This window comes from Pseudomonas brassicacearum (genome assembly GCF_009601685.2).
GTDB classification, from domain to species: domain Bacteria; phylum Pseudomonadota; class Gammaproteobacteria; order Pseudomonadales; family Pseudomonadaceae; genus Aquipseudomonas; species Aquipseudomonas kilonensis_B.
The window spans coordinates 2,515,562-2,542,030 of sequence record NZ_CP045701.2; the positions used below are offsets into that span (position 1 = coordinate 2,515,562).

Below are 26,469 nucleotides of genomic sequence, written 5' to 3' on the forward strand. Positions count from 1 at the left end.
GCTCAGGCCGCGGTGACGCGCAATGTCGGTTCGGCGGCGATCTTGGACGCCAACACCCGTTCTATGGCACCAGCGAGCAGGTTCTCCAGCAACTCATCATGTTCGTGCTGCTCCAGGGGTTGGTGCGCCAGCCAACTGGGCGCGCTGTTGAGCAGGCTGGCAATGGCGTGGCCGGCCGCGGCTATTGCCCGGGAGGGGAGGCGCCGAGGAGCACCCAGCATCAGCAACAGCTGCCGTTCGTATTGCTCGCGTAAATGCTGCACCCGCTGTTGTTGCTCGAGGTTGAGGCACCCGCTGTCGCGCTCCACCAGGCGAAAATGCCAGGGCATCTCCCGGTGCAGCTTGAGGTGAATGCGGATCAACCGTTGCAGGTTGCCGCGCTTGTCCCGGGGTTGCTGTTCAATGCGTCCGAGCGTGGCCAGCAGCTCTTCGAAAAACTCCTCGATCAGATCGGCCAGCAGGTGCTGCTTGCTTGGGTAATGGTGATACAGCGAGCCGGGTGTCAGCCCCAGGTGGCTCGCCAGCTCCCGCATGCCGACCTGGCCGAAGCCCTTGCTGGCGAACAGTTCCAGGGCCTTGTCCCGGCTTTCGGCGAAGCGTGAGCAACGCTCAGCCATAGGCATGGAAACCCCGCCCGGACTTGCGTCCCAGGTAGCCGGCGGCGACCATTTCCTTGAGCAATGGAGCGGGGCGATATTTGCTGTCGTTGAAGCCTTCGTAGAAGGCCTCCAGGATGGCCAGCAAGGTGTCCAGGCCGATCAGGTCCGCCAGTGCCAGCGGCCCGATGGGCTGGTTGCAGCCCAGGCGCATGCCCGCGTCGATATCTTCGGCGCTGGCCAGGCCTTCCTGGAAGACCAGGATGGCTTCGTTGATCATCGGCACCAGGATCCGGTTGACCACGAAGCCTGGGCGGTTGCCGGCAGTGATCGCGGTCTTGCCCAGTCGCCGGGCCATTTCCAGGGCCAGGGCGTGGGTCGCGTCGTGGGTCTGCAGGCCACGAATCACTTCGATCAGGCCCATCACCGGCACCGGGTTGAAGAAGTGCAGGCCGATAAAACGCTCTGGATGACTGACGCCGGCGGCCAGTTGGGTGATCGAGAGGGAGGAGGTGTTGGACGCGATCACGCAGTCGCTGCCGACTTGAGATGCGACCTGTTGCAGCAGTCGCAGTTTCAGGTCGAGGTTCTCGGTGGCGGCCTCGATCACCATTTGTGCGCCGGCCAGGCTGGCGTAGTCGGTGCTGGTGCGAATCTTGTCCAGGGCGAGGTTCTTCTGCGCTTGGCTCAGGGTCTGCTTGGCGATTTGCCGGTCGAGGTTCTTGGCCACGGTGGCGAGGGCTTTTTCCAGGGCGCTGGTGGAAATGTCCAGCAAGGTCACTTCGAAGCCGGCCAGGGCGCAGACCTGTGCAATGCCGTTGCCCATGGTGCCGGCGCCGATCACGCCGATTGTGTGCAGATGCATGTGGGGTGTTTCCTTTTTCAAGCGCGCCCCAGCGTGCAGCCACTGGCCGGCCCTGGACGCGGTCCGCCGGAGGGGCTCGACAGATGGTGCGCCGTGCCCCCTTAATGCCGCCAGTCTAGAGGTCGCCGTTGGGTGGGCCTATGCCATAACTGTTCAGCGATGCTGGCGTTTTTTGCCATCGGGGAAGTGGGGGAAACTGGGTTTATGCGGGAAAAGGATTCGGTCGCGGTCTACTTCGTGCACACCATGATCCATGCGCTGCGGGACCAGCCTCAACGGCTGGCGGCGATACTGGCCGAGGCCGGCATCGACCCGGCGTTGCTGGGGCAGCCTGAGGCCAGGGTTTCAGCGAGTGCATTTGCCGCGTTGTGGCTGATTCAGATTCGCGAACTGCAGGACGAGTTCTTCCAGCTGGATTCCCACGGCATGCCGGTCGGCAGTTTTGCCCTGATTTGCCGGGGGTTGATTCAGGAGCCCGACCTGGGCAAGGCCCTGCGCCAGTGCCTGGGCAACTTCGGATTGTTCCTGCGGGATTTTCGCGGCAGCCTCAGCGTGCGCGGCAAAAGGGCGGTGATCAGTCTACAAACGTGCTCGGCGGATCCCGTTGCCTGCCGTTTTGGTGAGGAAACGTTCCTTGTGCTGATGATCAGCCTGCTGTGCTGGTTGGGCGGGCGGCGCATTCCCATCGATCGCGCGGACTTTCGTCAGTCGCGCCTGTCCCTCAGTGACGATGCGTTGCTCTGGGGCCCCAACCTGAGCTTTGGCGCCGAGCGCACGGAAATCGAATTCGCCAGCCGCTACCTGCGCTTGCCAGTTGTTCAGGACCTGGCCTCCCTCAAGGTATTTCTGCGCAGTGCGCCTCAATGGCTGGTGATCCGTTTTCGCAATCAGCATGGCCTGGCTACCCGGCTTCATCAGTGCCTGCGCCACAGCCATTACAGCCAGTGGCCCACCCTGGAAGCCTTCGCCAGTGACCTGCGGATGAGTCCCAGCACCTTGCGTCGACGCTTGGAGCGCGAAGGGAGTTCGTTCCAGGAAATCAAGGACGAGGTCCGCCGTGGGCTGGCCGTCGAGCTGCTGCGCCAGACCGACAGCAGCATCAGTGACATCGCCGAGCGGACTGGCTTTCAGGAGCCCAGCGCCTTCCATCGTGCCTTCAAGAAATGGACCGGCGAAAGCCCCGGTCGCTATCGCGCACGCTTCCAGCGGTCGGCATGACCAACCCACAGGCCACCGCAGCACTGACGGCCTGTTGGCGGCTTACCGAACCCAGCTTGCGTCGCGCATTGAGCAGGTGGAAATCGATGGTGCGTTCGGAACAGGTCAGGATGTGGCTGATTTCCCAGGTGGTCTTGCCTTCGCTGGCCCAGTACAGGCAGTCCATTTCCTTGGGCGTCAGGTCCTGGCGCGGTTGGGCAGGCCGGTGCAACTGATGTCGTATCCCGGCGAGCAGGTAGGGAATGAGCATGAACAGTTGATAAACGGCGGGGTTGGAAAATCCCTTCTGTTCGGTGATCTGTGTGTCGTCGAAGGCCACGCTCAGGGTTCCCCTGAGCATTTCGTAGCGCAGCGGGATACTCACGCCGCTTCGCAGGCCGTGTTGCTCGCGTTGCTCCCAGAAGTGCCGGGAGCGTCCCCGGGCGCGCCGTCGTTCGCTGTCCCAGAAAAGCGGCACCAGTTCGCGTCGACAGTGCCTGAGGATCGGGTCGATCTCGATCAGCCCGTCACAGCGGTAGTGTTCCAGCCAGTGTTTGGGAAAGGTGGTGATGAGGCCGGCGAGGGGGTCGGTATCCCTGGGCGCTATCGGCCCCAGGCTGATGAGGTAGCTGCCGAAGCCGAGTTGGCGCAGCACTTTGTTCAACAGGCGCTCCCAATCGCAACGGTTGGCATCCTTGGCGAGGCTCGTGAAGGCGGTCAGCGTAGCGGCACGCTCGGCCTGGGTCCGGCCGCAGGCGGGGGAGTGGTGTTTGTCCATAAACGGATCGCTCTAGTTCTAGCAGGAATGAAGCAGTCGGAGCACGGGAAAGAAGGGGCGCATGCCCCTTCCGAGTGGATTACTTGTGCACGTAACACCGGATGAAACTGCGGAACAGGTCCAGGCCGTTTTCGGTGAGGATGCTTTCTGGGTGGAACTGCACGCCCTCCACCGGCAGGTGGCGATGGCGCACGCCCATGACATAGCCGTCGTCCGTGGACCTGGAGGTGATCTCCAGGCAGTCGGGTAACGGCTGGTCGCTGATCATCAACGAGTGGTAGCGGGTCGCCCGTATCGCCTGTGCTTGCGTGTGGTCATAGACGCCCTTGCCATCGTTCTCGATCGTGCTCACCTTGCCATGCATCACGTGCGGAGCCCGGCAAACCTGGGCACCGAAGGCCAGGCCGATGGCCTGGTGACCCAGGCACACGCCCAACAACGGCAGGCGCCCCTGAAAGTGCTTGATCACTTCGATGTAGCCCACATCGGCCGGATGCCCGGGCCCAGGGCCCAGCACGCAGAAATCCGGCGAGAACGCTTCAATGCGCTGGATGAGGTCTGGTACGTCGTGACGCTCGACGTGGGTTTCCAGCCCCAGTTGTTCCAGGTACTGGCTGATGATGAAGACGAAGCTGTCATAGGCGTCGATCAAGAATACTTTCACAGTGCGATCTCCTGGCCGGTCACCGCCCGGTAGACGGAACCCATCTTGTACAGCGTCTCTTTCCACTCAAGTTCAGGTACCGAATCGGCCACCACGCCGGCGGATGCACGCAAGTGGTACGTACCCTCGTCGAAGACCGTGGAGCGAATGCACAAGGCGGTGTTGACGCTGCCATCGAAGCCGACCAGGCCAAGGGCCCCGGCATAAATGCCGCGGCGGTTGCTCTCCATCCCCTCGATCAGCTCCATCGCCCTGACCTTGGGCGCGCCGGACATGGTGCCCGCGGGGAACGATGCCTTGATCACGTCGTAGGCATCCAGGCCCGGGCGCAGCAAGCCGCGAACGTTCGACACCATGTGGTAGAGGTGCGAGTACTCTTCCACCAGCATGAACTCATCGACTTCCAGCGAGCCGGCCTGGCACACGCGACCGATATCGTTGCGACACAGGTCGATGAGCATCAGGTGTTCGGCGCGCTCCTTCTCGGAGCGGGTCAGCTCCAGGACCAATTCAGTCGGATCGACGCCAGGCTTCTTGCCCACGGTGCCGGCGATCGGGCGCATCTCGATCAAGTCGTCCTTGATCCTGACGAACAGCTCGGGACTGGCGCCGATCAGGTCGATGCCGCCCACGTGGGCCAGGTACATATAGGGGGAAGGGTTGCGCAGGCGCAGGTTCTGGTACACATCGAACGGCGAAACCTGCGAGCGGATGCGAATCTCATGGCCGAGCTGGATCTGGTAGACGTCGCCGGCGCGGATGTGCTCCATCGCCACTTCGACACGCTCGACGAATTGCTCCGGCGTCACCGTGCGCTCTTCCTCGAAGGCCTCAGGGTACGGTAGTGGAGCCAGCGCCTCGGATGCCGGGGTTGTGCTCAGGAAAGGGTAGTCCTCCAACGTACGGGGTGACCACAGATCGTGGTTGTTGATCAGGGTTTCGACGATGCCGTTGCTGTGGAAATAAACCAGGGTCTGATAGACCGACAGGGCAATGAGCGGGTAGTCGTAGGTCTGTTTGGCCAGATCGGGAAGTCGCTCGATCAGGCGAACGCAGTCGTAGGAGAAATAGCCGAAGAAGGCCAGGCTGGCAGGGGCATTGGACGCAGGCTGGAACGTTGCCTGGATAGCCCGGAGCAGGTTCCACGCTGCCTCGCTGTCGGGTAGATGGATCTTGTGTTCCTGATCGACCTGCATGCCCGCTTGCCGCAGGCTGGCGGACAAATGTTCACACAGGGCGGGGCAGCCTCGCAGTTGGGCCTGGCCCTCATCGATACACACTTCGAAAAGCGGTTCGAGGCCGATGATCGTCGCCCGGCGATCGCGGCTTGGGCCGGACAGTGATTCAAGAATGAAAACAGACTCGCGACCCAGTTGTTCCAATGCATTTGCATATATGCCAAGTGCATCCGTAGGTCGACGTTCTTCGCGACGAAGAACATTCACGCCAATTAAATTTTTATTCACGGTTAATACCATTTTCAAGGTGCAACGATTCAGGCACTCCATTAAGAGAGCGCCACGGGAATATAAAGCGCGCAGGCACTTTAAATACGTGTTGACGGATATCCTGAATAGACGGGGCGGACGCTTTTCATGTCGTGCGCACTACGAGGCGTGCAATGGATTGCAGCCAGGCGAAGCGCAGGGCACAAGGCGCGAGCGCCTTCGATTCAGTGGGGAAAGATCAGGACGTTGCTGGCAAGCAGCAGACAGGCTCCGGTCTTCGCTGGATTAGCGACGCCAGATATTGCTTTTGAAGATGGCCAGAATGGCCCGGGAACAGCTGTCGGGATAGCTGTGGGAGGAACTGATAGCAGAAAGGTGATAGTACATTTTTAGACATCCCAGTCTTGGCTAAGCACTGCGGGAATAATTGGCAGTGCGGCGAAATTACCAGCGTGCCCTAGGGCTGTCAACTGCTGAGGGAATATTAATCTTTCATGCATTTCTGAATAGCGACGGGGCGAAGCGCTATCCCTACGCGTATGTAACCGCGCGTGCTTTTAACAAGAAACGGGTGCGCGCACAACTGTGCAATAGCGCAGCTGGGTATTTGTAAGTTCTGTTACTAACGTAGCGGCCGTTGAGTTCCAGTAACCCATCAAACCTGAGCGGCTGAAATGAAAGAGCATTTAGAGACATTCAAGAAGCGGTACGATCCGATTCATCAGGCCTATTGGACCGACGTCCTCAGCGACACGGCGCTGGCGGCCTGGCACCAGGAACAGTTACGGGAAGTGATCGGCCACGTGAAGCGGTCTTCGCCGTTCTATTCCAGGCACCTTGCCCAGGTCGACGAGCGTTCGCTGACCTTGGATGAGCTCGCCACCTTGCCATTCACGACCAAGGATGATCTGCGCGAGGCAGGCTTCGACATCTTGTCCGGCCCGCTGGAAGACAGCATCTTCTATTACGAGACCACGGGGACCACCGGGCCCGCCACGCCATGCCCGCGGGACCGCAAGGAAAGCTATGCGAGCAATCGCCAGCTGGCGATGGCCTACCAGGCCGTGATCGAAAAGCATTTTCCGGGCGAAAAGACCGTGGTCGGCATCATGGGGCCAACCGAGGTCCATTCCTTTGGTGACACCCTGGGCGATGTCTGCACCCAGCTCGACCTGTGCAATGCCAAGATCTGGCCGCACTCGCCGGTGATCGGTTGGCCCAAGGCACTGCAACTGCTCAAGGACCTGCGGATCGGCGTGCTCGCATCGGCGCCGGGGCTGTTGCTGGCCATGGCCAAGGAAGCCGAGCGCCAAGGCTTGAACCCACGCGAGGACTTCGCCCTGCGTGCGTTCATGATGAGCGGCGAGCTGTGCACGCCTGCGTTGAAGAACAACCTCTACAGCCTGTGGGGCGCGCAGGCCTACAACAGCCTGTATGGCTCCCAGGAGGCGATGATCATCGCGGCCTGCAACGCCAACGACCAGTTGGTGCCTCATCGCCTCAACTACATCATCGAAGTGCTCGATCCCAAATCCGGGGAAAGCCTGGGCGACACCGGCGACGGTGAGTTGTGCGTGACCATGCTGATCCCTGGCAGCAAGCCGTTGATTCGCTACCGCACGGGCGACCTGGTCTCGATCCAGTCGCGCCCCGGCTATGGGCAATCGATGCGCCAGACCGTCAAGGTCGTCGGTCGGGTGAAGGATGCCGTGCAACTGAACGATCGCGCCTTCTCGGCCGCACAGATCGAGCAGGCGCTGCTTGAAGGCGTCGAACAATGCCTTGGCTACCAGATCATCCTCAGTCGCGCCAATGATCGCGACACCGTCATCGCCAAGCTGGAAATGTCGCGCTTCTTCGAGGGCGATCGTGGGCGCCTGGTGCTGCTGATCAAGGAGCGCCTGCGCGAACGGCTGGGGGTCGATGCCACGGTCATGGTGGTGGGCGATCTGGCCGAGCACGTGAACCTTGGCAGTTGGTTCAGCTGGAAAGAAGCGCGCATCGTCGACCAGCGTCAAGGCCAGTGAGGTCAGCGATGAGCCTGTCTGTTCGCGTGATCGACCACGCCAATGAGCTGTTCGAGTCCGTCAGGCACCTCAGGAGTCGCTACCTGGGGACCAACCCGGCACGGGAGGATGACTTCGAGCGAAGGGAGCAGGTGCGTGATGCCTTGTCCTATCACCTGGTCTACCTGGACAAGGACGAAGTGGTCGGGACGTTGCGCGTCACCCCGCTGGGGCATGGCCTGAGCTTCGTCGAGCGAGCGGTCGACGTGCAGGCCTATTTCGAACAATCGACGGATGCCTTCGATGCCAATCGCCTGGTGCTGGACGAGCGATACCGGGGCGGGCGGCACCTGCGCCTGTTTCTCCTGCAAGCGGCCATTTGGCTGAAAGCCAACACCCACCTGCGATTCATCTCGGCACTGTGCCGCGGCCAATTGGCTGCGCTCTATGTCGGCCTGGGCGGGCGCGTGCTGGTGGATGACGTTACCTGGACCGGGGAACAGGTCGAGCGGCGCTACAGCCTCGTGTACCTGGAACTCGAAAGTGTTTACCTCAATGTTAAAGGAGCCAATTGAAATGCAAGCATTCTTCAAGGAACTCGACGCTATCGTCGAAGCGGGCTGGGCCCAGATCAAGCAGGGCGCCTACTGGAAATTCAGCCTGGACAACCCGACGCCGCCAGCCCTCTACCAACAGCTCATGCTGCAGGTCTACCACTACACCCGCTACAACTCGGTGAACCAGGCCGCCTGTGCCTACAGTGCCGATCCAGAGGACACGACGCTGTTGCGCTTCGTCTACAAGCACGCCTTGGAAGAGTTGGGCCACGAGCGCATGGTGCTGCGTGACCTGGAGTCGGTCGGGCTGCTGCCGCAGGCCATGCCGGCGCCCCTGGCGCCGACCCAGGCACTGATCGCCTTTCTCAACGATGTGGCTATCCGCAAGGGGCCGATCGCTCGCCTGGGCTACAGCTACTGGGCCGAGGACGTCTACGAGCACATCCAACCGATCCTGGAGCGGTTCCGTGCCGACCTGGGCTTGAAGGATGAGCAGATGACCTTCTTCGTCGCCCACTCGACCATCGACGAGAAGCACGCCGAGGAAGTGCGTATGGCGATGCAGCGTGCGGTGAAGACCGAGGAGGATCGTCGCCAGATCAAGGAAGTGGCCCGCGTCACGTTGTGGCTGACCGGGCAGTTGATGGAAGAGGCTTTGCGTGCCTACCTGGCTGGCGAAGAAGGGTTGCGGGAGGCGTCCTGAATCATGAATCTGACCATCATTGTCGGGTCAAGCCGACCTGGTGGTGTCAGTGCACGGGTGGTGGCGCTGGTGCGCCGCCACCTGGGCGAGGAGGTCGCGGTCGATGACATCTGGCTCAAGGATTACCGGATCGACTACTGCGACGCCGACAACGCCTGTTCCGACCAGGACTGCCAAGTGCAGGACGATGTCGGGCAGTTGGTGGCGCGGCTGGATCGCGCCGATGCGGTGCTCTATCTCCCCGTCATGCACGCCTACGGCACCAACAGCCGCTTCCAGGCGTTTCTGGAACGAGTCGGCTATGGCTTCCTGCGGCCACGGGAGCGTCCGCTGCGCGACAAGCTCGCGGCGATTGCGGTCGTCGGCCGACGCTATGGACACACGGCGGTTTTCTCCCAGGTCGCGCTGAACGTGCTGCTCAACAAAATGATTCTGGTCGGCTCGGGATTTCCGCCGTGCTTCCAGACCCAACTGGCCCACGATCCCGAAGCGGAACAGGCCCTGCGCGAGACACTCGATCGGCTCTGCGAGCATCACTGTCGACTTAACCCCCCGGCACTTGCGACGGGCAAGCCGGAAAGAATCCTGCGGCCCATTCAATTTCAGAAGGGATAACTGTCATGCCATTGAAAGATTCATTGCTCGCGTTACTGGTCGCGTTTCTCTGGGGCGCGCAGGTTACCGCAGTGAAAATCGGCGGCGCCGAGTTGCCGCCTATCCTCATGGTCGCCATGCGCTACGCGATCATGGCGCTGTTTCTGCTGCCGCTGCTCAAGCGCGTCAAGCGTGAACAGTTCGCGTCCGTGGCCCTGATCGCCACGATTACCGGGACCTTGCATTTCGGTTTGCTGTATTGCGGTATCGCCCGGGTAGACGCCTCTACCTCGGCGATCATCTATCAACTGGCGGCACCGTTTACCCTCGTCCTGGCATTCGCGTTATTGGGCGAAGTCCTGAAACTGCGGCTCCTGGCGGGCATCCTGCTGGCGTTCGCCGGTGTCCTGGTGCTACTGGCCACGCCATCGGCGGGTGGGACCTTCATCGGTATGTTGCTGGTGGCGCTGGCGGCCTTGGCATTCGCTGCCGGGTCAGTGTTGACCAAGCGTCTCGGGCCCCTGGATCCGCTGGCCTTGAGTGCCTGGACGGCGGTCATCGCCGCACCGCAACTGTTGCTGTGGTCCTTTGTCCAGGAAGGCGAGCAATGGGCACGCGTCTACACGGCCAGCGCCCAAGCGTGGTGGGCGGTGCTCTACACCGCGCTCAGTGGCGGTCTGTTGGGGTTCGGCCTGTGGTTCTGGTTGCTCGGCCGCAACTCGATGCAGCAACTGAGCCCGTACCTGCTCCTGGTGCCGGTGTTCGCGATTGCTGTCAGCCAGGTCATGCTCGCCGAAGGTTTCAGCCAGCGCCTGGTGATCGGCGCCGTGTTGACGCTGTCAGGTGTGGCGCTATGCCAACTGCGCCTGCCGGCAAGATTCTTCCTCAAGACCGGTAGCAAAGGACAAGGAGTGGCGGATGAACCGCGTTGATCGACTGCTGCTCGGCACCTTGCGCCTGGTCCACCGCTGGCAGTTCGGTTTGAAGCTGCGCTGGCACACCGGTACGAATGGGCGCCTGGCTTATCTGCAAAGCCCTGCACGGCACCCGCGGACGACGCTGGTCATGCTCCATGGCCTGGGCGCGAGCAAAGATCAGTGGGGCCCTGCGATGCTGGGCATGGCGCGCCATAACCATTGCGTTTTCGTCGACTTGCCGGGGCATGGCCAATCCGTGTACGAGGCGGGTGCAGGCTTTGGACCACAAGCAATGCTGGCGGAGCTCGAAGGCTTGCTGGAAACGCTCGTCGAGGGCCCCTTCGTGCTGGTCGGCAGCTCTTTGGGTGGGTGCGTGGCCGGCCTGTATGCCGCCAAACATCCGCAGCGTGTCAGCCACCTGGTCTTGCTGGCGCCTGCCGGTCTGGGCGAGCAAGCGCTAGGTCCCACATTAAAGGCCAGCCTGCAAGGGGCGGGGACGGTGTTTGGCTATCGTACGGTCGAAGAGATGAAGCACTTCTGGAACCTGGTGTTCAAGGCGCCGCCCGAGGTAGGAGGGCGCTTGGCCAAGGCCATGGCGGCCAGCGGCAGGTCGAGGTTTGCCGCGGTGCAGCGGGTCGTCGAGGATTTGCGCCGGGAGGGCCTGGACGTGCTGCTCGAGCGGCTGCCACAAATTGCTTCGAAGACGCTCGTGATCTGGGGGCGGCATGACCAGGTATTCCTGCCGGCGACCCTGGAGAACCTGCTCCAGCAACTGCCCGATGCGCGCGGCGAGTTCATCGAGGACTCCGGGCATGTGCCCTACCTTGAACGAGGCGCTGATGTAGTGGCAGCCATCACACGGTTCATTGCAACGTCCGAGTGATCGGGGCAGCCTTACGACGAATACTTCCGCGCGCTGAACCAGGCGCTGAAAATCCGTGGGCCGATGTGCCCCGTGATGCTGATTGACCTCGACCGGCTCGATCACAATATCAATGTGGTCAAGCAATCCGTCACGCTCTATGGTCGCAGCCCCAATCAGGAAATGGTCAACGGCTCACCCACCGTAGGGCTGAATGTTGAAGACCAGGTGTTTTTACGACCGACCCAGACGGAATCCGTGCTGCTGCAATTTGGCGATTTGCTGGCCGTGCGCGGCGGGAAGATTGTTGAAACCTGGCCTGTGTACTGAATTGGATCTGCCCCTCGTGCCTGGGCGTCTGCCGAATTTGAACGGATGAACAGAGGAGGCGGTCTACGCTTTTCAAGCGTCGTGACAGGAAAAGAACCGATGCCTTCAATGGACATTCAGCCCTTGCTCGAAGAATTGCTCCTGGCCCGCGGTCCCGGCGGGCAGGAAGACGAGGTTCGGGAAATATGCGTCAGGGAGCTGGGCAAGCACTGCGATGAGATATCTGTCGACGAGGCAGGCAATGTCAGGGGCCTGATCAAGGCTATGGGTGATTCTTCGCAAGCACCGCCCATCAGGGTCATGGCTCACCTTGATGAAATTGCCATGATCGTGAAGAAAGTAAGGCACGACGGTAATCTGGAGGTCGTGGCACTGGGCGGTGCCCAGCCCATTTGCTTCGGCGTTTGTCCGGTAGACATACTTGGCGATACCCAATACCTGCCCGGCGTACTGTCTTATGGCTCCATGCACAACAGTGGTGGTTCGGCGCAGGGGCGCGATGTCCTTTCGGGGGCAGTGAAGTGGAGCGATGTCCATGTCATCACCCGATGTTCGCCGCAGGAACTGGCCCAAGCCGGTGTCCGACCCGGCGTACGCGTGGTGCTTAGCCGGCACTGGCGTCAGCCGTTCTTAGTGAAAGATTCAGTCGCCGCCCACTTCCTGGATGACAGGGCGCCCTTGGCGGCACTGATCACAACAGCACAGCACTTGAAAAACCGCCGGCATGAGCTCAAGCAAGACGTCTGGTTCGTCTGCACGACGCTTGAGGAGGAATCCAACGCCGGTGCGCTCTATGCCGCTGCCCGCGTGCCGGGGGACACCACCATTGCTGTAGAGGTGGGGCCAGTACTGGAAGAGTACGGAACGGTTTTATCGGCAGACCCGATCATCAATACCGGGGACCAGAAAGGCTATTACACCCGCTCTGTCGTGGACGCCCTGATCAAGGCAGCACAGCGCTCGGGATATGACCCACAAGTTGCCCTTCTGGTGGATTTCGCCTCCGACGCCAGTGCCATCATGAGCGCTGGAGTGGCGGCGCGAGTGGGGTGCATCGCCATTCCAACGGAGAATACCCATGGGTTTGAAATGGTGCTCCATGAAGGAATCGTTGCGTGTGCGGCGACCCTCACGGAATACCTGGTACAGGGTACGTGAAAGTATTTCCTAAGCGGTGGGCCGACGCATCGCCAGAATGGCTGCACCGAAGCCGATGCTGGGCGGGTGCGCCAAGGCCAACGAAATCTCGACGAATGACAACGACGTGTATTTACGCGCGCTGGCACCGTTTGCCGTCGTCGACCTTCCTTTCAGCATCGTCGCCGATACGCTGATCCTGCCTTATACGATTTTTCATATGAGGCCTGCCGAGGAGTAGGCCTCTCTACATGATTCGAACCCGCTTCCTCGCTCCAGCTGTTCAAACCCCGGCAATGGTCTCGCGGACGAAGTTGTCGTAGGTGCGCAACGGACGCCCCAGGATCGCCTGCAGTTGTTCCACGGTTCATCTGATGCGGGTCGCCCCCCCGACCTCGACCAACGCTTTGAGTCGCGAAGCCAGAATGTTCTTGGCCACGCCCAGGCTCTTTTGAAATTCGCTGAAGCGGCGAATGTCGTCGAGTGCGTCGCGTTTTCCATCTGAAAAAAGGATCGCAAGTCCGGTCAATGTCTCGGGAAAGCATCCTGGTGGGGGCGCATGCACTCGTGAGCTGTCGAGCGAAGCGAGGCTGCGATCTTTCCCCTGACACATGAATCCCCAGGGAAAGATCAAAAGATCGCAGCCTTCGGCAGCTCCTACAGGGGGCATCGTGTTCCTTGAGTGACGACCAATGTGCGGGGCTTTCGCCGGACCTCCCTGATCGCACTGGGCGCGGCGACCGCGACCCAGGTTTATGCGCTGTGGGGGTGGATGGCGGTCTGCCTGCTAGGCGCGTTGATCAGCCTCGCCGCGTCGGCGGTGTGGAGGCTTTCGCTTCATTGCGGCCACTGCTCAAGCAGGATCGAGACGAACTTCTCCGCAGCAGGGGAGAGCGAGGCGCCCCGGCGGTAGACCAGGCCCAGCGAGCGGTTTACCACCGGCTCGATCAGCGGCACGCTGACCAGCGTTGGATGATCCCCGGCCGGCATTGCCAGGCTGGGCATCGCCGACACGCCAAGGCCAGCCTCGACCAGCCCCAACGACGTCGACAAGTGCTGCACTTCGTAAAACCATTGCGGGCGCCAGCTCAGGCCCGACAGTGCGTGGTCCAGCAGCATGCGGTTGCCGCTCAGGCGACCAACGCCGATCAGCCGATAATCACTGAGTTCCGACCAGGTAACCGCGCTGCGTTCAGCCAGTTCATGATCGCGCCGGCAGGCCAGCACAAAGGGTTCGTTGACCAGGGGCACGAACTCGATGTCCGGGTGCTGGCCGCTCATCATGTTGATGCCGAAGTCGGCTTCGCCGCGCAATACAGCTTCGAGCCCTTCGTTGGCACTGAGGTCGAGCAGACGGATGCGGATTTTCGGGTAGCGCTCGTTATAGAGGCGAATCACCGAAGGCAGGAAATAGAAGGCCGCCGTGGGGATGCACGCCAAGGTCACCCGGCCGATCTGGCGCTCCGCCAGCTCGCGGATGTTGAGAATCGAGTCATCGAAATCATCCAGCAGGCGCCGCGCCTTGGGCAGGAAATCACGCCCGACGCTTGTCAGGCTGACCTTGCGGGTCGTGCGATCGAGCAATGCGGTTCCCAGGCCTTCCTCAAGTTTTTTCATCCGCCGGCTCAACGCCGGTTGCGACAGGTGCAGCGCATCGGCGGCTTCGTGGAAACTGCCCAGTTCGGCGATTTTCACGAAAGATCGTATGTCTTGAAGCTCATATTCCATGTGCTATCTCACTGGAAGAAAGGCAGTGCGCGATGGCAATCATCGTAAAGTAATTCATTTGTGAAACGCAATAATCGCTCTGATCTTTGCATTGGAAACACTTTTCAAACCCTGCCACTCTTGTGTCCAGAGCATCAATTATCCAGATTGATCAACAAGAGTTAGTGAACATGCAGCGAATTCCTTGTGTGCTAATGCGCGGTGGTACGTCCAAAGGCCCGGTATTTCTCGCCTGGGATCTGCCGGTCGCCATCGCCGAACGTGATGAGCTGCTGCTCAACCTGATGGGCTCCGGCCATGAGCTGGAAATCGACGGCATCGGTGGCGGCAGTCCGCAAACCAGCAAAGTGGCGATCGTCAGTCCATCGCTGCACCCTGACGCTGATGTCGATTATTTGTTCGTCCAGGTCATGGTTTCCCAGCGTCGGGTCGATACCGCCCCCAACTGCGGCAACATGCTTTGCGCCGTCGGCCCATTCGCCATCGAGCAGGGATTGGTCAAGCCGTCCGGTGACCTGACCCGGGTGCGTATTCGCAACCTCAATACCGGGACCTTCGTGAATTCCGACGTGCAAACGCCGGAAGGCAAGGTCAGCTATGAAGGCGACACCGCCATCGACGGCGTGCCCGGCACAGCCGCTCCGGTGCAACTGACCTTTCTCGATGCAGCGGGCAGCAAGACGGGGAAGCTCTTCCCGACCGGACAAGTCCAGGACTTGATCGATGGCATCCCGGTGACCTGTATCGACATGGCGATGCCGATGGTGATCATCCAGGCCAGTCAGCTTGGCAAGCGTGGCGATGAAAGCCCCGCTGAACTGGACGCCGATAAGGCCTTCCTGCAGCGCCTGGAGTCCCTGCGGCTGAAAGCCGGCCTGGCCATGGGCTTGGGTGATGTCAGTGACAAGGTCATTCCCAAGCCGGTACTGGTATCTCCAGCCAAGTCTGGCGGGACGGTCCAGGTGCGTTATTTCATGCCGCACAACTGTCACCGTGCCCTGGCGATCACCGGCTCCATCGGCTTGGCCACCGCGTGCGTGACCGAGGGCAGCGTCGTTGCGCAGTTGCTCGGCACCATCGGCGAGCCGCGCTTGCAGCAGGTTCGTATCGAGCACCCCAGCGGCGGCATCGATGTCGTGTTGTCTTACACCGGCGAGAAGGGTGAGACCATTCGCGCCTCGGTGGTGCGTACCGCGCGCCGGCTTTTCTCAGGTTTCGTCTACGCCACGGCGCCCCACCGGCTGGCCGGATAGTCCAGACAGTCAGGGTCGTTTGCATCAGAACAATTCTAAAAATGGGTGATGCCATGAAAGTTGTTAAATCGCTCTACTTCCAGATCATCTGCGCCGTACTGCTGGGCGTTATCGTTGGGCACTTCTGGTCGCAACAGGCGATTGCCTTGAAGCCGCTGGGTGATGCCTTCATCAAGTTGATCAAGATGATGATCGCGCCGGTGGTGTTTTGCACCATTGTCACTGGCATCGCCGGCATGAGCGACAAGCGCTCGCTGGGGCGCTTGTTGAGCAAGACCATGTTGCTGTTCCTGGCGCTGACGATGATCAGCCTGGTCATCGGCCTGGTGTCGGTCTACCTGTTCAAGCCCGGTGCCGGCATGAACATCGACCCGACCCAGTTGAGCACCCAAGGATTGTCGCAGTACACCGACTCCGCCGCGAAACTGAGCGTGGTGGACTTCTTCATGCACATCATTCCCGACACCTTCATCGGCGCCTTCAATAAAGGCGAGGTGTTGCCGGTGCTGTTTATCGCGGTGCTCTGCGGTTTTGCCCTGTCGTCCTTGGGCGAGCGCGGCAAGCCGGTGCTGGAGGTCTTGGAATCAGCTTCGCACATGGTCTTCAAGATTTTCTCCTACCTGATGCGTTTCGCTCCGATCGGCGCTTTCGGGGCCTTGGCCTTCACGGTGGGGCAGTACGGCATCACGTCGTTGGGCTCACTGGCCAAGCTGATCATGACTTTGTATATCGCCTGCGCCTTCTTCGTCTTCGTAGTGCTGGGCAGCATTTGCCGCGCACATGGTTTCAGCCTGTGGAAGCTGTTGCGGTATCTGCGTGAAGAATTCCTGGTGGTGCTGGGAACGTCCTCGACCGAACCGGTGATGCCGCGGATGCTGGAGAAACTCCAGGCCCTGGGGTGCAAGAAAGGGGTAGTGGGGCTGGTGCTGCCCACAGGTTACTCGTTCAACCTCGACGGCACGGCGATCTATCTGTCGCTGGCGGCGATCTTCATTGCCCAGGCCTGCAACATCGACCTGACGCTGACCCAGGTCATTACCATGCTGGCGATCATGCTGCTGTCGTCAAAGGGGGCCGCGGGTGTGACCGGCAGCGGGTTTGTCGCCCTGGCCTCGACCCTGACGGTCATCCACGACATTCCCCTGGCGGGTCTGGCCCTGTTGATCGGGATCGACCGGTTCATGTCCGAAGCGCGGGCGTTGACCAGCCTGGCGAGCAACGCCGTCGCGACCGTGGTGATCTCCCTGTCGGAGAATGCCTGCGACCGCGAAGTCCTGCTACAGACCCTGGATGGCAAGCCCGCCCTGACGCAGACTCAGGCAACGGACCCCGCCTGGGACGGCACGAAGGTCGGCAACCACATCTAGCCGCTCACAGCTGACTCGACAGCAGCGCATCAGCTCACTCACTACCTGCGCCAGGCATATTGTTGCGTGTAGCCTGGCGGGTTGGAGGACGTGTGCCTGGATGTCAGCCAAGCTACTCATAACAACAAGAGATCTGACTTATGCTCGCTTTACTTGGCTTGGCCATGGTGGTGGTCTTCACCTTCCTGATAATGACCAAAAGGTTGTCACCGATCGTCGCCCTGACGGTGGTGCCCATCGTCTTTGCCGTGCTCGGCGGTTTTGGCGGGACCACCGGCAAGATGATGTTGGACGGCCTGAAAATGGTCGCGCCGTCGGCGGCATTGCTGTTGTTCGCGATCCTGTTTTTCGGCCTGATGATCGACGCCGGTCTGTTCGACCCGCTGATCCGCAAGATCCTCAAGCGGGTCAATGGAGACCCGATGAAGATCGCCGTGGGCACTGCGCTGCTGTCGTTGTTGGTGGCGCTGGACGGTGACGGCACGACGACTTACATGATCACTTGTGCCGCGATGTTGCCGCTGTATAAACGCATCGGCATGAACCCGATGATCCTGGCGACTGTTTCCATGCTCTCCTTGAGCATCATGAGCGGCATGACCCCTTGGGGTGGTCCGGCGACCCGTGCGATCGCAGCGCTGGGCCTGGATGCCGGTGAGTATTTCGTGCCGTTGCTGCCAACCATGATTGGTGGTGCGATGTGGGTGGTGTTCACGGCGTTCCTGTTGGGCCGTGCCGAGCGCAAGCGCATCGGCAACGTCCAGCTGCAAAGCGGTGGTGGTAATTGCTACATCAACGCGATCATGGAAGACACCCCACACAAACGTCCGAAACTGGCCTACGTCAACCTGCTGCTGGTGGTCGCGGTGATGGTCGCGCTGGTGATGGGGCTCATGCACTCGGCGATCCTGTTCCTGATCGGTTTCGTCCTGGCGCTGATGATCAACTATCCGCAGCTGGACATTCAGAAGGAACGCATTCTCGCCCACTCGGGCAACGCCATGGCCGTGGTCCTGCTGGTGTTTGCCGCGGGCATCTTCGCCGGGATTTTCTCCGGGACAAAAATGGTCGATGCGTTGGCACAGACCCTGGTGGACTGGATTCCGCCGTCCTGGGGGCATCTGTTCCCGCTGGTGGTGGCGATTACCAGCATGCCGCTGACCTTCGTATTGTCCAACGATGCCTACTACTTCGGTGTCGTGCCGATCCTGGCCAATGCCGCTGCCGCCTACGGTATTGATCCGATCGAAATTGCCCGGGCGTCCATTCTTGGCCAGCCGGTGCACCTGATGAGCCCGCTGGTGGCCTCGACCTTGTTGCTGGTGGGCATGGTCGACCGCGACCTTGGCGACTTCCAGAAAGCCACCGTCAAATGGGCGGTGCTCACGTCCGTGGTGATTACCGCACTGGCCCTGCTGACCGGGGCGCTGACGCTGTTTTCCTGATTCACCCGACACGTCTTGGTTTCCTGCCTGACACGCCCCCGCAAGCGGGCGTGCGCTGGCCTGCACGTTAAATAACAACAATGAGATTAGACATGACCACTTTGCTTATCCGCAGGGCTTTGTTTCCAATCCTGGGCTTGCTGCCCCTGGCCTCGGCCAGCGCCGAAGGTTTCATCGACGACAGCAAGCTCAAGCTGCAGTTGCGCAACGTCTATTTCAACGAAAATTTCCGCGACGAGCACGGTATGAGCCCACGGGCTGCGAGGACCGCCAAGAGTGAGCGCACCGAATGGGCCCAGGGCTTGCTGCTGGATTACCAGTCAGGTTTTACGCCGGGCACCGTTGGGTTCGGGGTTGATGCCCTGGGCCTGCTCGGGGTCAAGCTCGACTCCGGGCGTGGTCGCAGCGGCACCGGCCTGCTACCGGTGCATGACGACGGTCGCGCCGCCGACGAGTTTGCCAGCGCAGGGTTGACCGCCAAGGCCAGAGTGGCCAAGACCACGATCAAATACGGCACCTTGCTGCCCAAGAGCCCGGTGCTGGTCTACAACGATTCGCGGCTGTCGCCCCAGACATACCAAGGCACCCAGATCAGCAGCAATGATGTCGACAACCTCACCGTCACCGGCGGCCATCTGGAGCGTTTCAAGCTGCGGGATTCGAGCGACAGCATGCCCATCGTGCCCGATGGCTACGGCGGCGATAAGTCCGGTGACTTCAGCTATGCCGGCGCCGACTACAAGCTGGGCAAGCACATCCGCCTGAGCTACTTCTACGGCGAGCTGGAGAATTTCTATCGACAGAATTTTGCTGGCATCCAACATGATTTGCCCTTGGGCGCTGGGGTATTGACCAGCGACCTGCGCTACTTCAACAGCGTCGATTCGGGGTCGGCCTACGGCGGCAAGATCGACAACGACATGCTCAGCGGGTCGCTGTCCTACGCGGTTGTCGGCCACACGTTGAGCGCCGGCTACCAAACCCTCAGCGGCGAGGCGGGCCTGCCTTATGTCAGCGGTGCCACGGTGTACACCTTCAGCAACGTCGGGATCGGCAAGTTCATCGAGGAAGACGAGAAAACCTGGATGCTCGGTTACGGCTACGACTTCGCTCGCCTAGGCGTACCTGGCCTGACATTTTCCACCCGCTACCTGAGCGGCAACGACGGCAAGTCCAATACCGCCGTCAAAGAGTGGGAGCGTGACGCAGAGATCGCCTACGTGGTGCAGCAGGGCACGTTCAAGGGGCTGGGGGTGAAGCTGCGCAACTACGTCTATCGCTCGGACTTTTCCCGTGGCCGTGACAGCAACCGGATCTACTTCACCTACGACATCGCCCTCTGGTAGGTAGAGCCGTCCAGTAAAAAAGATGGACCTTTGGCAAGGGATTGCTTCCGCTCGGCACTGTAGGCGCTGGCGAAGCCTGCGATCTTTTGATCTTGATCGTTTCGCTTGCGACTTAACAGTCCTGGACAAGATCGCAGCCTCGTTGCACTCGGCAGCTAATGCAGGCGCAGCCCTGCGCGACCAAGATTCGGTGGTGCGCGATGTGAGTCGGGTTCTCAACCTCAACCGCATGGCTCAAGAGATCGGCGGGGGCATGCAGGAAATCGGCAATGCCACGGCGCAAGTGGCAATTGCAATGCTTCAGTCAACATAGTCCGGGCCTTTAACGAAATGGCCCGGATTTGTTCCATACGTTTGGGGATCAGAACTTTTTCGGCACGGGCAAGGGCCGGTCGATACAACCATGCTCAGGCGCGCGTCGTGCGGGTAGGGGGACCAGCGAAACCAATTCCTCTTCGACGATTTGATTGCTCATGGCCAATTCCAGCTCGGGGCAGTCAATGCTGAGCCAGTCACCGTGCTGGAGCGGCACGTTCGCGGTGCGATGGCTCAAGCTGTGAAACACGTAGTGAACCAGCCCAGGCTCGAGAAACTGCTCATGTTTCTCCAGGAACTCTTGCGAATATCGGCGCAAACTCTGCCAGCGATGCAAACTCATCCGATGGTGACTTGCCGTCAACGGCTGGCCGTCGCGCTCTATCTGGACATTGATGGCCAAGTCAGCCTGCAATTCCCCCACGATCAATGCCGGGGCAATCGCACAGGTGCGCAAGTGCGCATGCGTTGCAGAAATGGCATCACGGCTGTGCAATACATGATCGTGAATATCGTTGCCCAGGGTAAAACCAATGAAGCGCAGCGCGCCAAACGGGTCGACCCAATAGAGGCAGACAATGCACGGCTCGCTACTGATGCTTTGTGAATGATAAGGCACCTGCAAAGGGTCGCCGTCGGTCTTGAGCAACCGGCCGTTACCTTTGTAATACCAGGCTTGTTCTGTCTTGGCGGTACAGAGCGTGATTTCGCTGATCTGGACCAATAGATTGCTATCGGGCTTGAGCGGCGGCCGGTATTTCATCGCCGTGGGCGTAAGCGGGTAGGGCGTGGACGGCAGGTCCTTGAGATAGGACTCCCAGTCCATATTCCGATCAGCGCAATGGGCCAGGGCTTCATAAAGATTTCCCTGGGGTGGACGCACTTCACGGCTTTGGCCGGACTTGAAGTCAAATACGCCAAGGCCTCCTCGTGGCACTGGAGAGTCCAGCAACATTACATAATGGGTCATCACTTATCCTCCAGGGTCAAGCGTGCGGACAGGGGGGCGTAGTCCTTGAGTCGGCTGAAAGCCGGGTTTGCCTCTTTGAGCCATAAGGACAGCAAGCCCCCCGTGACACTTCCGGCCAGTGCCAGGAACAGTATTGCGGTGAGTCCCCACGTCATGGCGATGTAGCCGGCGAAGACAGGCGCGACGCCCCCTCCGAGAATCTCTCCACAGCCCACCACCAGGCCCGTCGCGGTGGCCAATAAACTGGGCGGCACTGACTCGCTGGTCAGTGGGCCGACCGTTATGCAGATCAGGCTGAAGTTGATAAAGGACAAGAAAAATAATTGAAGGAACAGTAGCCAGGGCAGCGGTGGGCTGATGATCAATAAACCCACCAACAGCGCGCTGATCATGAAGCAGGTGGAAACCACGGGCTTGCGACCCAGTTGGTCGGACAGGCCGGGAATGACCAACTGGCCAAAAAAACCACCCAGGCCAATGGCAGAAATGATCATGGCCATGGAGAAGTTGCTCAGGTGCAGAATGTCTGTCAGGTAGCTGGGGAGCAGGGCACACAGAACGAACTGGCACGTCAGTATGCAAAGCATCAAGGCAATATTGAGCCGCACATTCCCGCTGGACAGGGCCGTCCTCCACTGGCTTTTGGAGGTATGTGCAATCGACGCCGTGCCGGGCATCTGGGTCGGTTGATAGGTTCTATACAGGTACCAGGCCACTAACAGGCCGGGTAACGAAATGATGGCGAATACGGCGCGCCAGGATCCGAACACTTCAAGCAGGACACCTGCCAGCAGCGGTCCGAGGCACAGGCCGATGATGGGGAACAAGGCCTGTTGAATACCTAGATTGAGTCCGCGCCGGCAAGGCTGCGAGACTTCATCGGTGACAATGATACTGACGGGAGTGAAGGCACCTTCACAGACGCCCATCAAGGCACGCAAGAGCACCAGGCCCACCAGGCTGGTGATCAATGCCGACGCACCGGCCAGCAGGGATAGCAAGGTGATCGACAGCACCAGCAACTTCTTGGGGCCCAGTACCCTGATGGCGGCGCCCATGAACAAAGCTGAGCCTCCCCATGCAAATGCCAGGATGGCCGACAACATGCTCAAGTCCTGATAGTCCAGGGCCAAGTCATGCATGATCACCGGGAACAGTGGCATGATAATGAACCTGTCCAGTCCTACCAGCCCGAAGCTCAGCGATAGAAGCGTGATCATGCGTCTTTCATAGCCACCCCAAGGTCGAGCGACCAGATACTTCATCTCCATGTTCCTTCCCCTTCTTTCCCTAGCGCTTTCGAAGCCCTCTCGAACGAGGTGAACGCCTGCGATCCATACTCCGGCAGCCAGGGGCGGGTGTGCCCCTGGCTGGGTGCCGGTGTTTTATCGGGTTTGTCAGGCGACCCAAGTGCCCGCGGCCATTTCAGCGGTGAAACCGGGGCCGAAGGCCGCCAGCATGCCCGTCGCGCCATCGACAAGCCCGCTGTCAAACTGGCGCTTGAGCACATCGAAGACCACCACGCTGGCGATGTTCCCGGCTTCACTCAAACTGTCGCGAGACTGCGCGACCCGGCCCGCTTCCAGGTCCAGTTGCAGGACCAGTTCATCAAGAATTTTCCGTCCGCCGGTATGGAAGATGAAAAAGTCATTTTGAGCGCAATGTTGATTGAAGGTCTCGTAGTTCAATTCCTCCATCATCGGTGCGACATCTTTAATGGAGTTCATCACAGCCTTGTCCAGGGTAAAGTGAAAGCCACTGTCTTTAACGTCGTATTTAATGTAGTGCTCGCTGTCTGGCAGGAAGTAAGACCCGGTCTTGGCGATCTTGAAACCAGGCGCCTGGTCATCGGCGCGCATGACGCAGGCCGATACGGCATCGCCGAATAACGCCGCCGATATGAACGCGTGCAACTTGGTGTCCTGGGGTTGATAGCAGAGCGACGAAAACTCCAGGGAGACGATAAGAACATGGTTGTCCGGCGCCCGGCTGGCAAAATCATTGGCACGATTGATCGCCGCAGCGCCTGCTACACAGCCCAATTGCGCGATGGGCAGTTGTACGGTCGACGTTCGCAGGCCCAGGTCATTGATCAAGTGGGCCGTCAGCGAAGGCATCATGAAACCCGTGCACGATGTCACGGCGACCATGCGAATGTCGTCGATAGTCAGCCCGGCGTTCTCAATGGCTTGGCGCGCCGCGATGGATGACATGCGGCGGGCTTCGCGCTCATAAACGATGCTGCGGTGGGTGAAGCCGGTATGCACCGCCAGTTCATCGATAGGCAGGACCAGGTGCCGTTCGTTCACCTGTGTGTTTTGAATCATTCGTTTGGCAAGTGCCATTCGTGGGTGATCATCATGCAACTGCTCTAGATGCTCGATCATTTGTTGCTGGGTGATCTTGTATTGCGGAAACAACAGACTGGGTTTGCAAAGAGTAGACATGACAAGTCCTCGGCTAGAAGCCAATAAAGTTAGAAGCACATTTAAGGCAATGACTGCAAAGCAGGACTCTGAAAGGCAGAATCAAAGCAGCGGGCTGGAGAGCCAAAAAACTTGACTGTTGTTATCGAAAGAACGGGGTGTGGCGCACGCCTGTTTGTTATTTCACCAATACAAACTTATAGGCATATTGCCAGGCCAAGTTGCTTTCCCGGACATGTTTGCGAATAACCATGCGCACGGGCGCACCGCTGACGACTTGCCGGGGATCGATGACATCAACGATTTCCGAGGCAATCACCAGGCCATCATCCAGACGCACCATCGCCATGAAGCGGGGCACGGTTTCGCCATAGCCCATGGCTGCCAGTATCGGATTCTCGGCATGGGCGCTGACTTGGATGGTGCCGGTGCGTGCGCAGCGATACGGTTCTACATTCAACGAATTGCACGCGCCGCAGACGGTGCGCCGTGGGAAGAAAATTTCTTCGCAATCCTGGCAGCGACTGCCTTCGAGACGGTATTTGCCGCCATGCTCGCGCCATTCGCGCAACATGCTGGCGGTGGTCATGCGGTGAATCTGTTCAGGGTAAAGGGACATGGTCGGCTCCTTAATCGTTGGAAAGCACAATGACACTGTTGTGCGCGGCGTAACCGCCCAGGTTTTGCGAGACACCGATACGGGCGCCTTTGACTTGGTTGTTGGACTCGCCGCGAAGCTGTCGGAACAATTCAGTAATGTGCAAAATCCCATCGCAACCGGAGGCGTGGCCGCGTCCGATATTGCCGCCGTCAGTGTTCAGGGGAAGTTGCCCATCAAGGGCGATACCGCCTTCCAATACAAAGTCGCCTGCCTGGCCTGGACCACATACGCCCATGGACTCCATTTGAATCAACCCGGCGCCCAGCAAGTCATAGACTTGCGCCACGTCGATATCCTTTGCGGTGATACCGGCTTTTTTGTAGGCGATTTCGGCGCAGGCCATCGAGTTGGCGGAAACCGCCATGCCTACATCTTTTGGCAGCCCCGGAAATTGCAACGTCGGGTTGTGGTAGCGCGTGCCGAAATAGTGCGATACGCCGGTGTAGGCACAGCCACGGATAAATACCGGTTGGGTCGTGTAACGGTGCACAAGGTGTTCGGCGACCAGGATGGCGCAGCCGCTGGCTTCACCCCAGGCCAACATCGAGCCGCATGCTTCGCTGCTCTTGAGTGTTTCGAGGGACGGAATTGGCACGCCATAACGGGTAGCCGTGGGGGTGTTATGGGCATAGATACGCATCTGCCGCCCAAAAGTCGCCAATACATCCGCTTCGCGTCCTGCATAACCGAACTTTTCAAAATATTCGGCGGTCGCCAGGGCGAAGGCGTCTGTGTGTGAGATGCCTAGAAAATAATCGTATTCACATTCAGTGCTGGAGCCAATGTATTCGGCATAGTTGATGTGGTCGGTCATTTTTTCAAAGCCGCCGCACAGGACGATGTCGTATTCACCTGAGGCGACCATTTGGTGAGCCATCTGGAAAGACACCGAACTGCTGGTGCAGTTGGCGGTACTCATGAACGTGGGGGCAGGGCTGATACCCAAAGCATCGGAAATGGTCGGGCCCAGGCCTCCGTATTCGGAAATGCCTTCACCGTGGTAACCATAGGCAACTGCCTGGAGTTCGCGCGGATGCATCTTGATGGCGTTGAGTGCTTGGTAGGCGGACTCGACGATCATCTCCTTGAAAGTCTGACGAACCCTGGAACTGCCCGGTTTAGGGGTATAGGCAGCCGAAACGATAGCGACGCGTCGTGCGCACATAAGAAGGTGCTCCTTGCTAGATGGATTGGAATCAGAGATAGGCCGTCAGGGCATAGTCAGGCCGCAAGTATTTGAACTCGTACTTGATCGACGTCCCGTAATCCACGTAGTACTTATCCTCCAGCAGCGTGCGCAGCGGAACGTTGGTCTTTTGATAGGCTTCGATGGCGTCGGTGACGGTCAAGGCAATGGCATCGCTGCCCGCACCAAACCCATAGGAAACCACCAGGATTCTTTCACCGGGACGCGCTTGATCGAGGACGTTGACCAAGCCCAGCAAAGGGCTCGCAGCCCCAGCATCACCGACACTCTGGGCATAGATGCCAGGTTCGATTTGCGCCGTTGTGAATCCCAGGTGCTTGCCAAGAGAGTAGGGGGTCGACACCAGGTTTTGCTGGAAGACGACATAATCGAAATCACCGGCCTGCGCATGGATCTTGGCCATCAATCCCGAGGCGGCACGACGAGTCTGGTCTTCAAGGCCGATGCTGTTCTTGTCCGAGCCCAGTCCCATTCCCGACCGGATATAGCGATCCCCCTGAGGCCTGATGTTGTCAGCGACATCTGCCGCGCAAGAAAAACTTGCGTCAAAATGCGCGATCACATTTTCTGTACCCAACAGCAGGGCAGCGGCCCCCGCTCCGGCATAGGATTCTGTCAAATCACCGGGGGCGGTGTTGCGGTTGATCGTATCGGCGCCCACCGCCAAAGCGTTGCCCACCATGCCCGATGCCACCAGGGCGTATGCAATCTGCAGGGCGCTGGTGCCTGATTTGCCGGCAAACTGCACGTCTGCGCAAAAGGCGTCGTAGCCGCAGCCGAGCATTTCCAGGATGATCGCGGCCGAGGCCCGGGAGTCATAAGGATTGGTGCAGGTGCCAAGATAAAGCGCTTCAAGGGGACAAGGCGGCGCTTTGTCCAGCGCGCGTTGGGCGGCGAGCACGCCCAAGGTGATGACGTCTTCGTCAGGTTGCAGCACAGCCCTTTCAAGAACGCCCAATTGACCCTTTACCAAGCTCAGATCGGTGTTTTTCCACACCTGGATCACGTCGTCCACCTTGAGCCGGCAGACCGGGATGCCCGCGCCGTAACTCACAATTCCTACTTTATTCATGTGTACTTCCTCCAGATTCCGTTCT

At 59.8% G+C, this 26,469-nt stretch carries 25 protein-coding genes and 3 pseudogenes; 15 read left to right on the top strand and 13 right to left on the bottom strand.

Going from position 1 to position 26,469, the window contains the following annotated elements; translation table 11 throughout:
- Positions 1-2: 2 nt before the first annotated feature.
- Both GFU70_RS11070 and GFU70_RS11075 read right to left on the bottom strand, forming a co-directional pair.
- On the bottom strand, positions 3-623 hold the full coding sequence (locus tag GFU70_RS11070) for a TetR/AcrR family transcriptional regulator (RefSeq protein WP_175360220.1): 621 nt from the start codon (positions 621-623) through the stop codon (positions 3-5).
- Positions 610-1,461, bottom strand: coding sequence for a 3-hydroxybutyryl-CoA dehydrogenase (locus GFU70_RS11075; protein WP_058546256.1), 852 nt, complete (start codon positions 1,459-1,461; stop codon positions 610-612). The genes GFU70_RS11070 and GFU70_RS11075 overlap by 14 nt, the downstream gene beginning before the upstream one ends.
- Before the next feature lie 204 nt (positions 1,462-1,665).
- On the opposite strand from GFU70_RS11075, the gene GFU70_RS11080 reads away from it, so the two are divergent.
- Positions 1,666-2,679, top strand: coding sequence for an AraC family transcriptional regulator (locus GFU70_RS11080; RefSeq protein WP_153388026.1), 1,014 nt, complete (start codon positions 1,666-1,668; stop codon positions 2,677-2,679).
- On the opposite strand, the gene GFU70_RS11085 is transcribed toward GFU70_RS11080, so the two are convergent.
- The 3 genes from GFU70_RS11085 to GFU70_RS11095 form a co-directional block, all read right to left on the bottom strand.
- Entirely contained in the window at positions 2,618-3,436 is an 819-nt protein-coding gene (locus tag GFU70_RS11085; RefSeq protein ID WP_153388027.1) for an autoinducer binding domain-containing protein, read from the bottom strand. The two genes, GFU70_RS11080 and GFU70_RS11085, sit on opposite strands and share 62 nt — an antisense overlap.
- 79 nt (positions 3,437-3,515) lie before the next feature.
- The gene (locus tag GFU70_RS11090; protein WP_153388028.1) at positions 3,516-4,100 is read right to left on the bottom strand and encodes an anthranilate synthase component II; all 585 of its coding nucleotides are present in this window, start codon (positions 4,098-4,100) and stop codon (positions 3,516-3,518) included.
- Positions 4,097-5,566, bottom strand: a complete 1,470-nt coding sequence (locus GFU70_RS11095) for an anthranilate synthase component I family protein (protein WP_153388029.1) — start codon at positions 5,564-5,566, stop codon at positions 4,097-4,099. Before GFU70_RS11095 ends, GFU70_RS11090 begins: the two co-directional genes overlap by 4 nt.
- Positions 5,567-6,222: 656 nt before the next feature.
- Here GFU70_RS11095 and GFU70_RS11100 point away from each other — a divergent pair.
- The 9 genes and pseudogenes from GFU70_RS11100 to GFU70_RS11140 all read left to right on the top strand — a co-directional run bounded on the left by GFU70_RS11100 (position 6,223) and on the right by GFU70_RS11140 (position 12,895).
- Positions 6,223-7,575 carry a phenylacetate--CoA ligase family protein gene (locus GFU70_RS11100; RefSeq protein WP_058546253.1) on the top strand — a complete coding sequence of 451 codons (1,353 nt, stop codon included), beginning with the start codon at positions 6,223-6,225 and terminating at the stop codon, positions 7,573-7,575.
- 8 nt (positions 7,576-7,583) lie between these two features.
- Complete coding sequence (locus tag GFU70_RS11105; RefSeq protein ID WP_058546252.1) at positions 7,584-8,129, top strand: hypothetical protein; 546 nt, start codon at positions 7,584-7,586, stop codon at positions 8,127-8,129.
- A 1-nt stretch (position 8,130) separates the two neighbouring features.
- Positions 8,131-8,814: an iron-containing redox enzyme family protein gene (locus tag GFU70_RS11110; RefSeq protein WP_058546251.1), complete on the top strand. Its 684-nt coding sequence runs from the start codon at positions 8,131-8,133 to the stop codon at positions 8,812-8,814.
- 3 nt (positions 8,815-8,817) lie between these two features.
- The gene (locus GFU70_RS11115) at positions 8,818-9,429 is read left to right on the top strand and encodes a flavodoxin family protein (RefSeq protein WP_116642506.1); all 612 of its coding nucleotides are present in this window, start codon (positions 8,818-8,820) and stop codon (positions 9,427-9,429) included.
- 5 nt (positions 9,430-9,434) lie between these two features.
- Positions 9,435-10,340, top strand: coding sequence for a DMT family transporter (locus tag GFU70_RS11120; protein WP_058546250.1), 906 nt, complete (start codon positions 9,435-9,437; stop codon positions 10,338-10,340).
- Entirely contained in the window at positions 10,327-11,208 is an 882-nt protein-coding gene (locus GFU70_RS11125; protein ID WP_153388030.1) for an alpha/beta fold hydrolase, read from the top strand. The genes GFU70_RS11120 and GFU70_RS11125 overlap by 14 nt, the downstream gene beginning before the upstream one ends.
- A gap of 135 nt (positions 11,209-11,343) precedes the next feature.
- Positions 11,344-11,517, top strand: a pseudogene (locus GFU70_RS11130) (DSD1 family PLP-dependent enzyme); the annotation flags it as partial.
- 108 nt (positions 11,518-11,625) lie between these two features.
- Positions 11,626-12,675 (top strand): M28 family peptidase, encoded by a 1,050-nt coding sequence (locus tag GFU70_RS11135; protein WP_193034303.1) that lies wholly within the window; start codon positions 11,626-11,628, stop codon positions 12,673-12,675.
- Positions 12,676-12,712: 37 nt separating this feature from the next.
- On the top strand, positions 12,713-12,895 hold the full coding sequence (locus GFU70_RS11140; protein WP_226921101.1) for a YceK/YidQ family lipoprotein: 183 nt from the start codon (positions 12,713-12,715) through the stop codon (positions 12,893-12,895).
- Between the two features lie 147 nt (positions 12,896-13,042).
- On the opposite strand, the pseudogene GFU70_RS11145 reads toward GFU70_RS11140, so the two are convergent.
- Positions 13,043-13,147: pseudogene (locus GFU70_RS11145) on the bottom strand (winged helix-turn-helix transcriptional regulator); the annotation flags it as partial.
- A 231-nt stretch (positions 13,148-13,378) separates the two neighbouring features.
- On the opposite strand from GFU70_RS11145, the pseudogene GFU70_RS28705 reads away from it, so the two are divergent.
- Positions 13,379-13,567 (top strand): annotated as a pseudogene (locus GFU70_RS28705) (MFS transporter); the annotation flags it as partial.
- Here GFU70_RS28705 and GFU70_RS11150 read toward each other — a convergent pair.
- Positions 13,492-14,382, bottom strand: a complete 891-nt coding sequence (locus GFU70_RS11150) for a LysR family transcriptional regulator (RefSeq protein WP_003200706.1) — start codon at positions 14,380-14,382, stop codon at positions 13,492-13,494. The pseudogene GFU70_RS28705 and the gene GFU70_RS11150 overlap by 76 nt on opposite strands.
- Positions 14,383-14,552: 170 nt before the next feature.
- Here GFU70_RS11150 and GFU70_RS11155 point away from each other — a divergent pair, with 170 nt between their 5' ends.
- From GFU70_RS11155 to GFU70_RS11170, 4 genes are all read left to right on the top strand, one after another.
- Positions 14,553-15,635, top strand: a complete 1,083-nt coding sequence (locus GFU70_RS11155) for a 4-oxalomesaconate tautomerase (RefSeq protein WP_153388032.1) — start codon at positions 14,553-14,555, stop codon at positions 15,633-15,635.
- A 41-nt stretch (positions 15,636-15,676) separates the two neighbouring features.
- Positions 15,677-17,002, top strand: coding sequence for a dicarboxylate/amino acid:cation symporter (locus GFU70_RS11160; protein ID WP_064106797.1), 1,326 nt, complete (start codon positions 15,677-15,679; stop codon positions 17,000-17,002).
- Between the two features lie 140 nt (positions 17,003-17,142).
- Positions 17,143-18,447: a CitMHS family transporter gene (locus GFU70_RS11165; RefSeq protein ID WP_058542736.1), complete on the top strand. Its 1,305-nt coding sequence runs from the start codon at positions 17,143-17,145 to the stop codon at positions 18,445-18,447.
- Positions 18,448-18,539: 92 nt separating this feature from the next.
- Positions 18,540-19,793, top strand: a complete 1,254-nt coding sequence (locus GFU70_RS11170; protein ID WP_058542735.1) for an OprD family porin — start codon at positions 18,540-18,542, stop codon at positions 19,791-19,793.
- A 361-nt stretch (positions 19,794-20,154) separates the two neighbouring features.
- Here GFU70_RS11170 and GFU70_RS11175 read toward each other — a convergent pair whose 3' ends face one another.
- The 6 genes from GFU70_RS11175 to GFU70_RS11200 all read right to left on the bottom strand — a co-directional run bounded on the left by GFU70_RS11175 (position 20,155) and on the right by GFU70_RS11200 (position 26,444).
- Complete coding sequence (locus GFU70_RS11175; protein ID WP_058542734.1) at positions 20,155-21,078, bottom strand: hypothetical protein; 924 nt, start codon at positions 21,076-21,078, stop codon at positions 20,155-20,157.
- Positions 21,078-22,343, bottom strand: coding sequence for an MFS transporter (locus tag GFU70_RS11180; RefSeq protein ID WP_153388033.1), 1,266 nt, complete (start codon positions 22,341-22,343; stop codon positions 21,078-21,080). Before GFU70_RS11180 ends, GFU70_RS11175 begins: the two co-directional genes overlap by 1 nt.
- Positions 22,344-22,475: 132 nt before the next feature.
- Positions 22,476-23,525, bottom strand: coding sequence for a type III polyketide synthase (locus GFU70_RS11185; RefSeq protein ID WP_058542732.1), 1,050 nt, complete (start codon positions 23,523-23,525; stop codon positions 22,476-22,478).
- A 157-nt stretch (positions 23,526-23,682) separates the two neighbouring features.
- Positions 23,683-24,123 carry a Zn-ribbon domain-containing OB-fold protein gene (locus tag GFU70_RS11190; protein ID WP_014337947.1) on the bottom strand — a complete coding sequence of 147 codons (441 nt, stop codon included), beginning with the start codon at positions 24,121-24,123 and terminating at the stop codon, positions 23,683-23,685.
- 10 nt (positions 24,124-24,133) lie between these two features.
- Positions 24,134-25,330, bottom strand: a complete 1,197-nt coding sequence (locus GFU70_RS11195) for a thiolase family protein (RefSeq protein ID WP_058542731.1) — start codon at positions 25,328-25,330, stop codon at positions 24,134-24,136.
- 31 nt (positions 25,331-25,361) lie between these two features.
- Complete coding sequence (locus GFU70_RS11200) at positions 25,362-26,444, bottom strand: hydroxymethylglutaryl-CoA synthase (protein ID WP_058542730.1); 1,083 nt, start codon at positions 26,442-26,444, stop codon at positions 25,362-25,364.
- Between the last annotated feature and the right edge of the window lie 25 nt (positions 26,445-26,469).

Coding starts and splice junctions, on each gene's coding strand:
- GFU70_RS11200 (WP_058542730.1), bottom strand. CDS start 26,444: ATGAATAAAGTAGGAATTGTGAGTTACGGCGCGGGCATCCCGGTCTGC.
- GFU70_RS11195 (WP_058542731.1), bottom strand. CDS start 25,330: ATGTGCGCACGACGCGTCGCTATCGTTTCGGCTGCCTATACCCCTAAA.
- GFU70_RS11170 (WP_058542735.1), top strand. CDS start 18,540: ATGACCACTTTGCTTATCCGCAGGGCTTTGTTTCCAATCCTGGGCTTG.
- GFU70_RS11150 (WP_003200706.1), bottom strand. CDS start 14,382: ATGGAATATGAGCTTCAAGACATACGATCTTTCGTGAAAATCGCCGAA.
- GFU70_RS11185 (WP_058542732.1), bottom strand. CDS start 23,525: ATGTCTACTCTTTGCAAACCCAGTCTGTTGTTTCCGCAATACAAGATC.
- GFU70_RS11120 (WP_058546250.1), top strand. CDS start 9,435: ATGCCATTGAAAGATTCATTGCTCGCGTTACTGGTCGCGTTTCTCTGG.
- GFU70_RS11175 (WP_058542734.1), bottom strand. CDS start 21,078: ATGACCCATTATGTAATGTTGCTGGACTCTCCAGTGCCACGAGGAGGC.
- GFU70_RS11125 (WP_153388030.1), top strand. CDS start 10,327: ATGAACCGCGTTGATCGACTGCTGCTCGGCACCTTGCGCCTGGTCCAC.
- GFU70_RS11140 (WP_226921101.1), top strand. CDS start 12,713: ATGGCTGCACCGAAGCCGATGCTGGGCGGGTGCGCCAAGGCCAACGAA.
- GFU70_RS11135 (WP_193034303.1), top strand. CDS start 11,626: ATGGACATTCAGCCCTTGCTCGAAGAATTGCTCCTGGCCCGCGGTCCC.
- GFU70_RS11165 (WP_058542736.1), top strand. CDS start 17,143: ATGCTCGCTTTACTTGGCTTGGCCATGGTGGTGGTCTTCACCTTCCTG.
- GFU70_RS11075 (WP_058546256.1), bottom strand. CDS start 1,461: ATGCATCTGCACACAATCGGCGTGATCGGCGCCGGCACCATGGGCAAC.
- GFU70_RS11180 (WP_153388033.1), bottom strand. CDS start 22,343: ATGAAGTATCTGGTCGCTCGACCTTGGGGTGGCTATGAAAGACGCATG.
- GFU70_RS11085 (WP_153388027.1), bottom strand. CDS start 3,436: ATGGACAAACACCACTCCCCCGCCTGCGGCCGGACCCAGGCCGAGCGT.
- GFU70_RS11080 (WP_153388026.1), top strand. CDS start 1,666: ATGCGGGAAAAGGATTCGGTCGCGGTCTACTTCGTGCACACCATGATC.
- GFU70_RS11070 (WP_175360220.1), bottom strand. CDS start 623: ATGCCTATGGCTGAGCGTTGCTCACGCTTCGCCGAAAGCCGGGACAAG.
- GFU70_RS11160 (WP_064106797.1), top strand. CDS start 15,677: ATGGGTGATGCCATGAAAGTTGTTAAATCGCTCTACTTCCAGATCATC.
- GFU70_RS11115 (WP_116642506.1), top strand. CDS start 8,818: ATGAATCTGACCATCATTGTCGGGTCAAGCCGACCTGGTGGTGTCAGT.
- GFU70_RS11110 (WP_058546251.1), top strand. CDS start 8,131: ATGCAAGCATTCTTCAAGGAACTCGACGCTATCGTCGAAGCGGGCTGG.
- GFU70_RS11190 (WP_014337947.1), bottom strand. CDS start 24,123: ATGTCCCTTTACCCTGAACAGATTCACCGCATGACCACCGCCAGCATG.
- GFU70_RS11155 (WP_153388032.1), top strand. CDS start 14,553: ATGCAGCGAATTCCTTGTGTGCTAATGCGCGGTGGTACGTCCAAAGGC.
- GFU70_RS11105 (WP_058546252.1), top strand. CDS start 7,584: ATGAGCCTGTCTGTTCGCGTGATCGACCACGCCAATGAGCTGTTCGAG.
- GFU70_RS11100 (WP_058546253.1), top strand. CDS start 6,223: ATGAAAGAGCATTTAGAGACATTCAAGAAGCGGTACGATCCGATTCAT.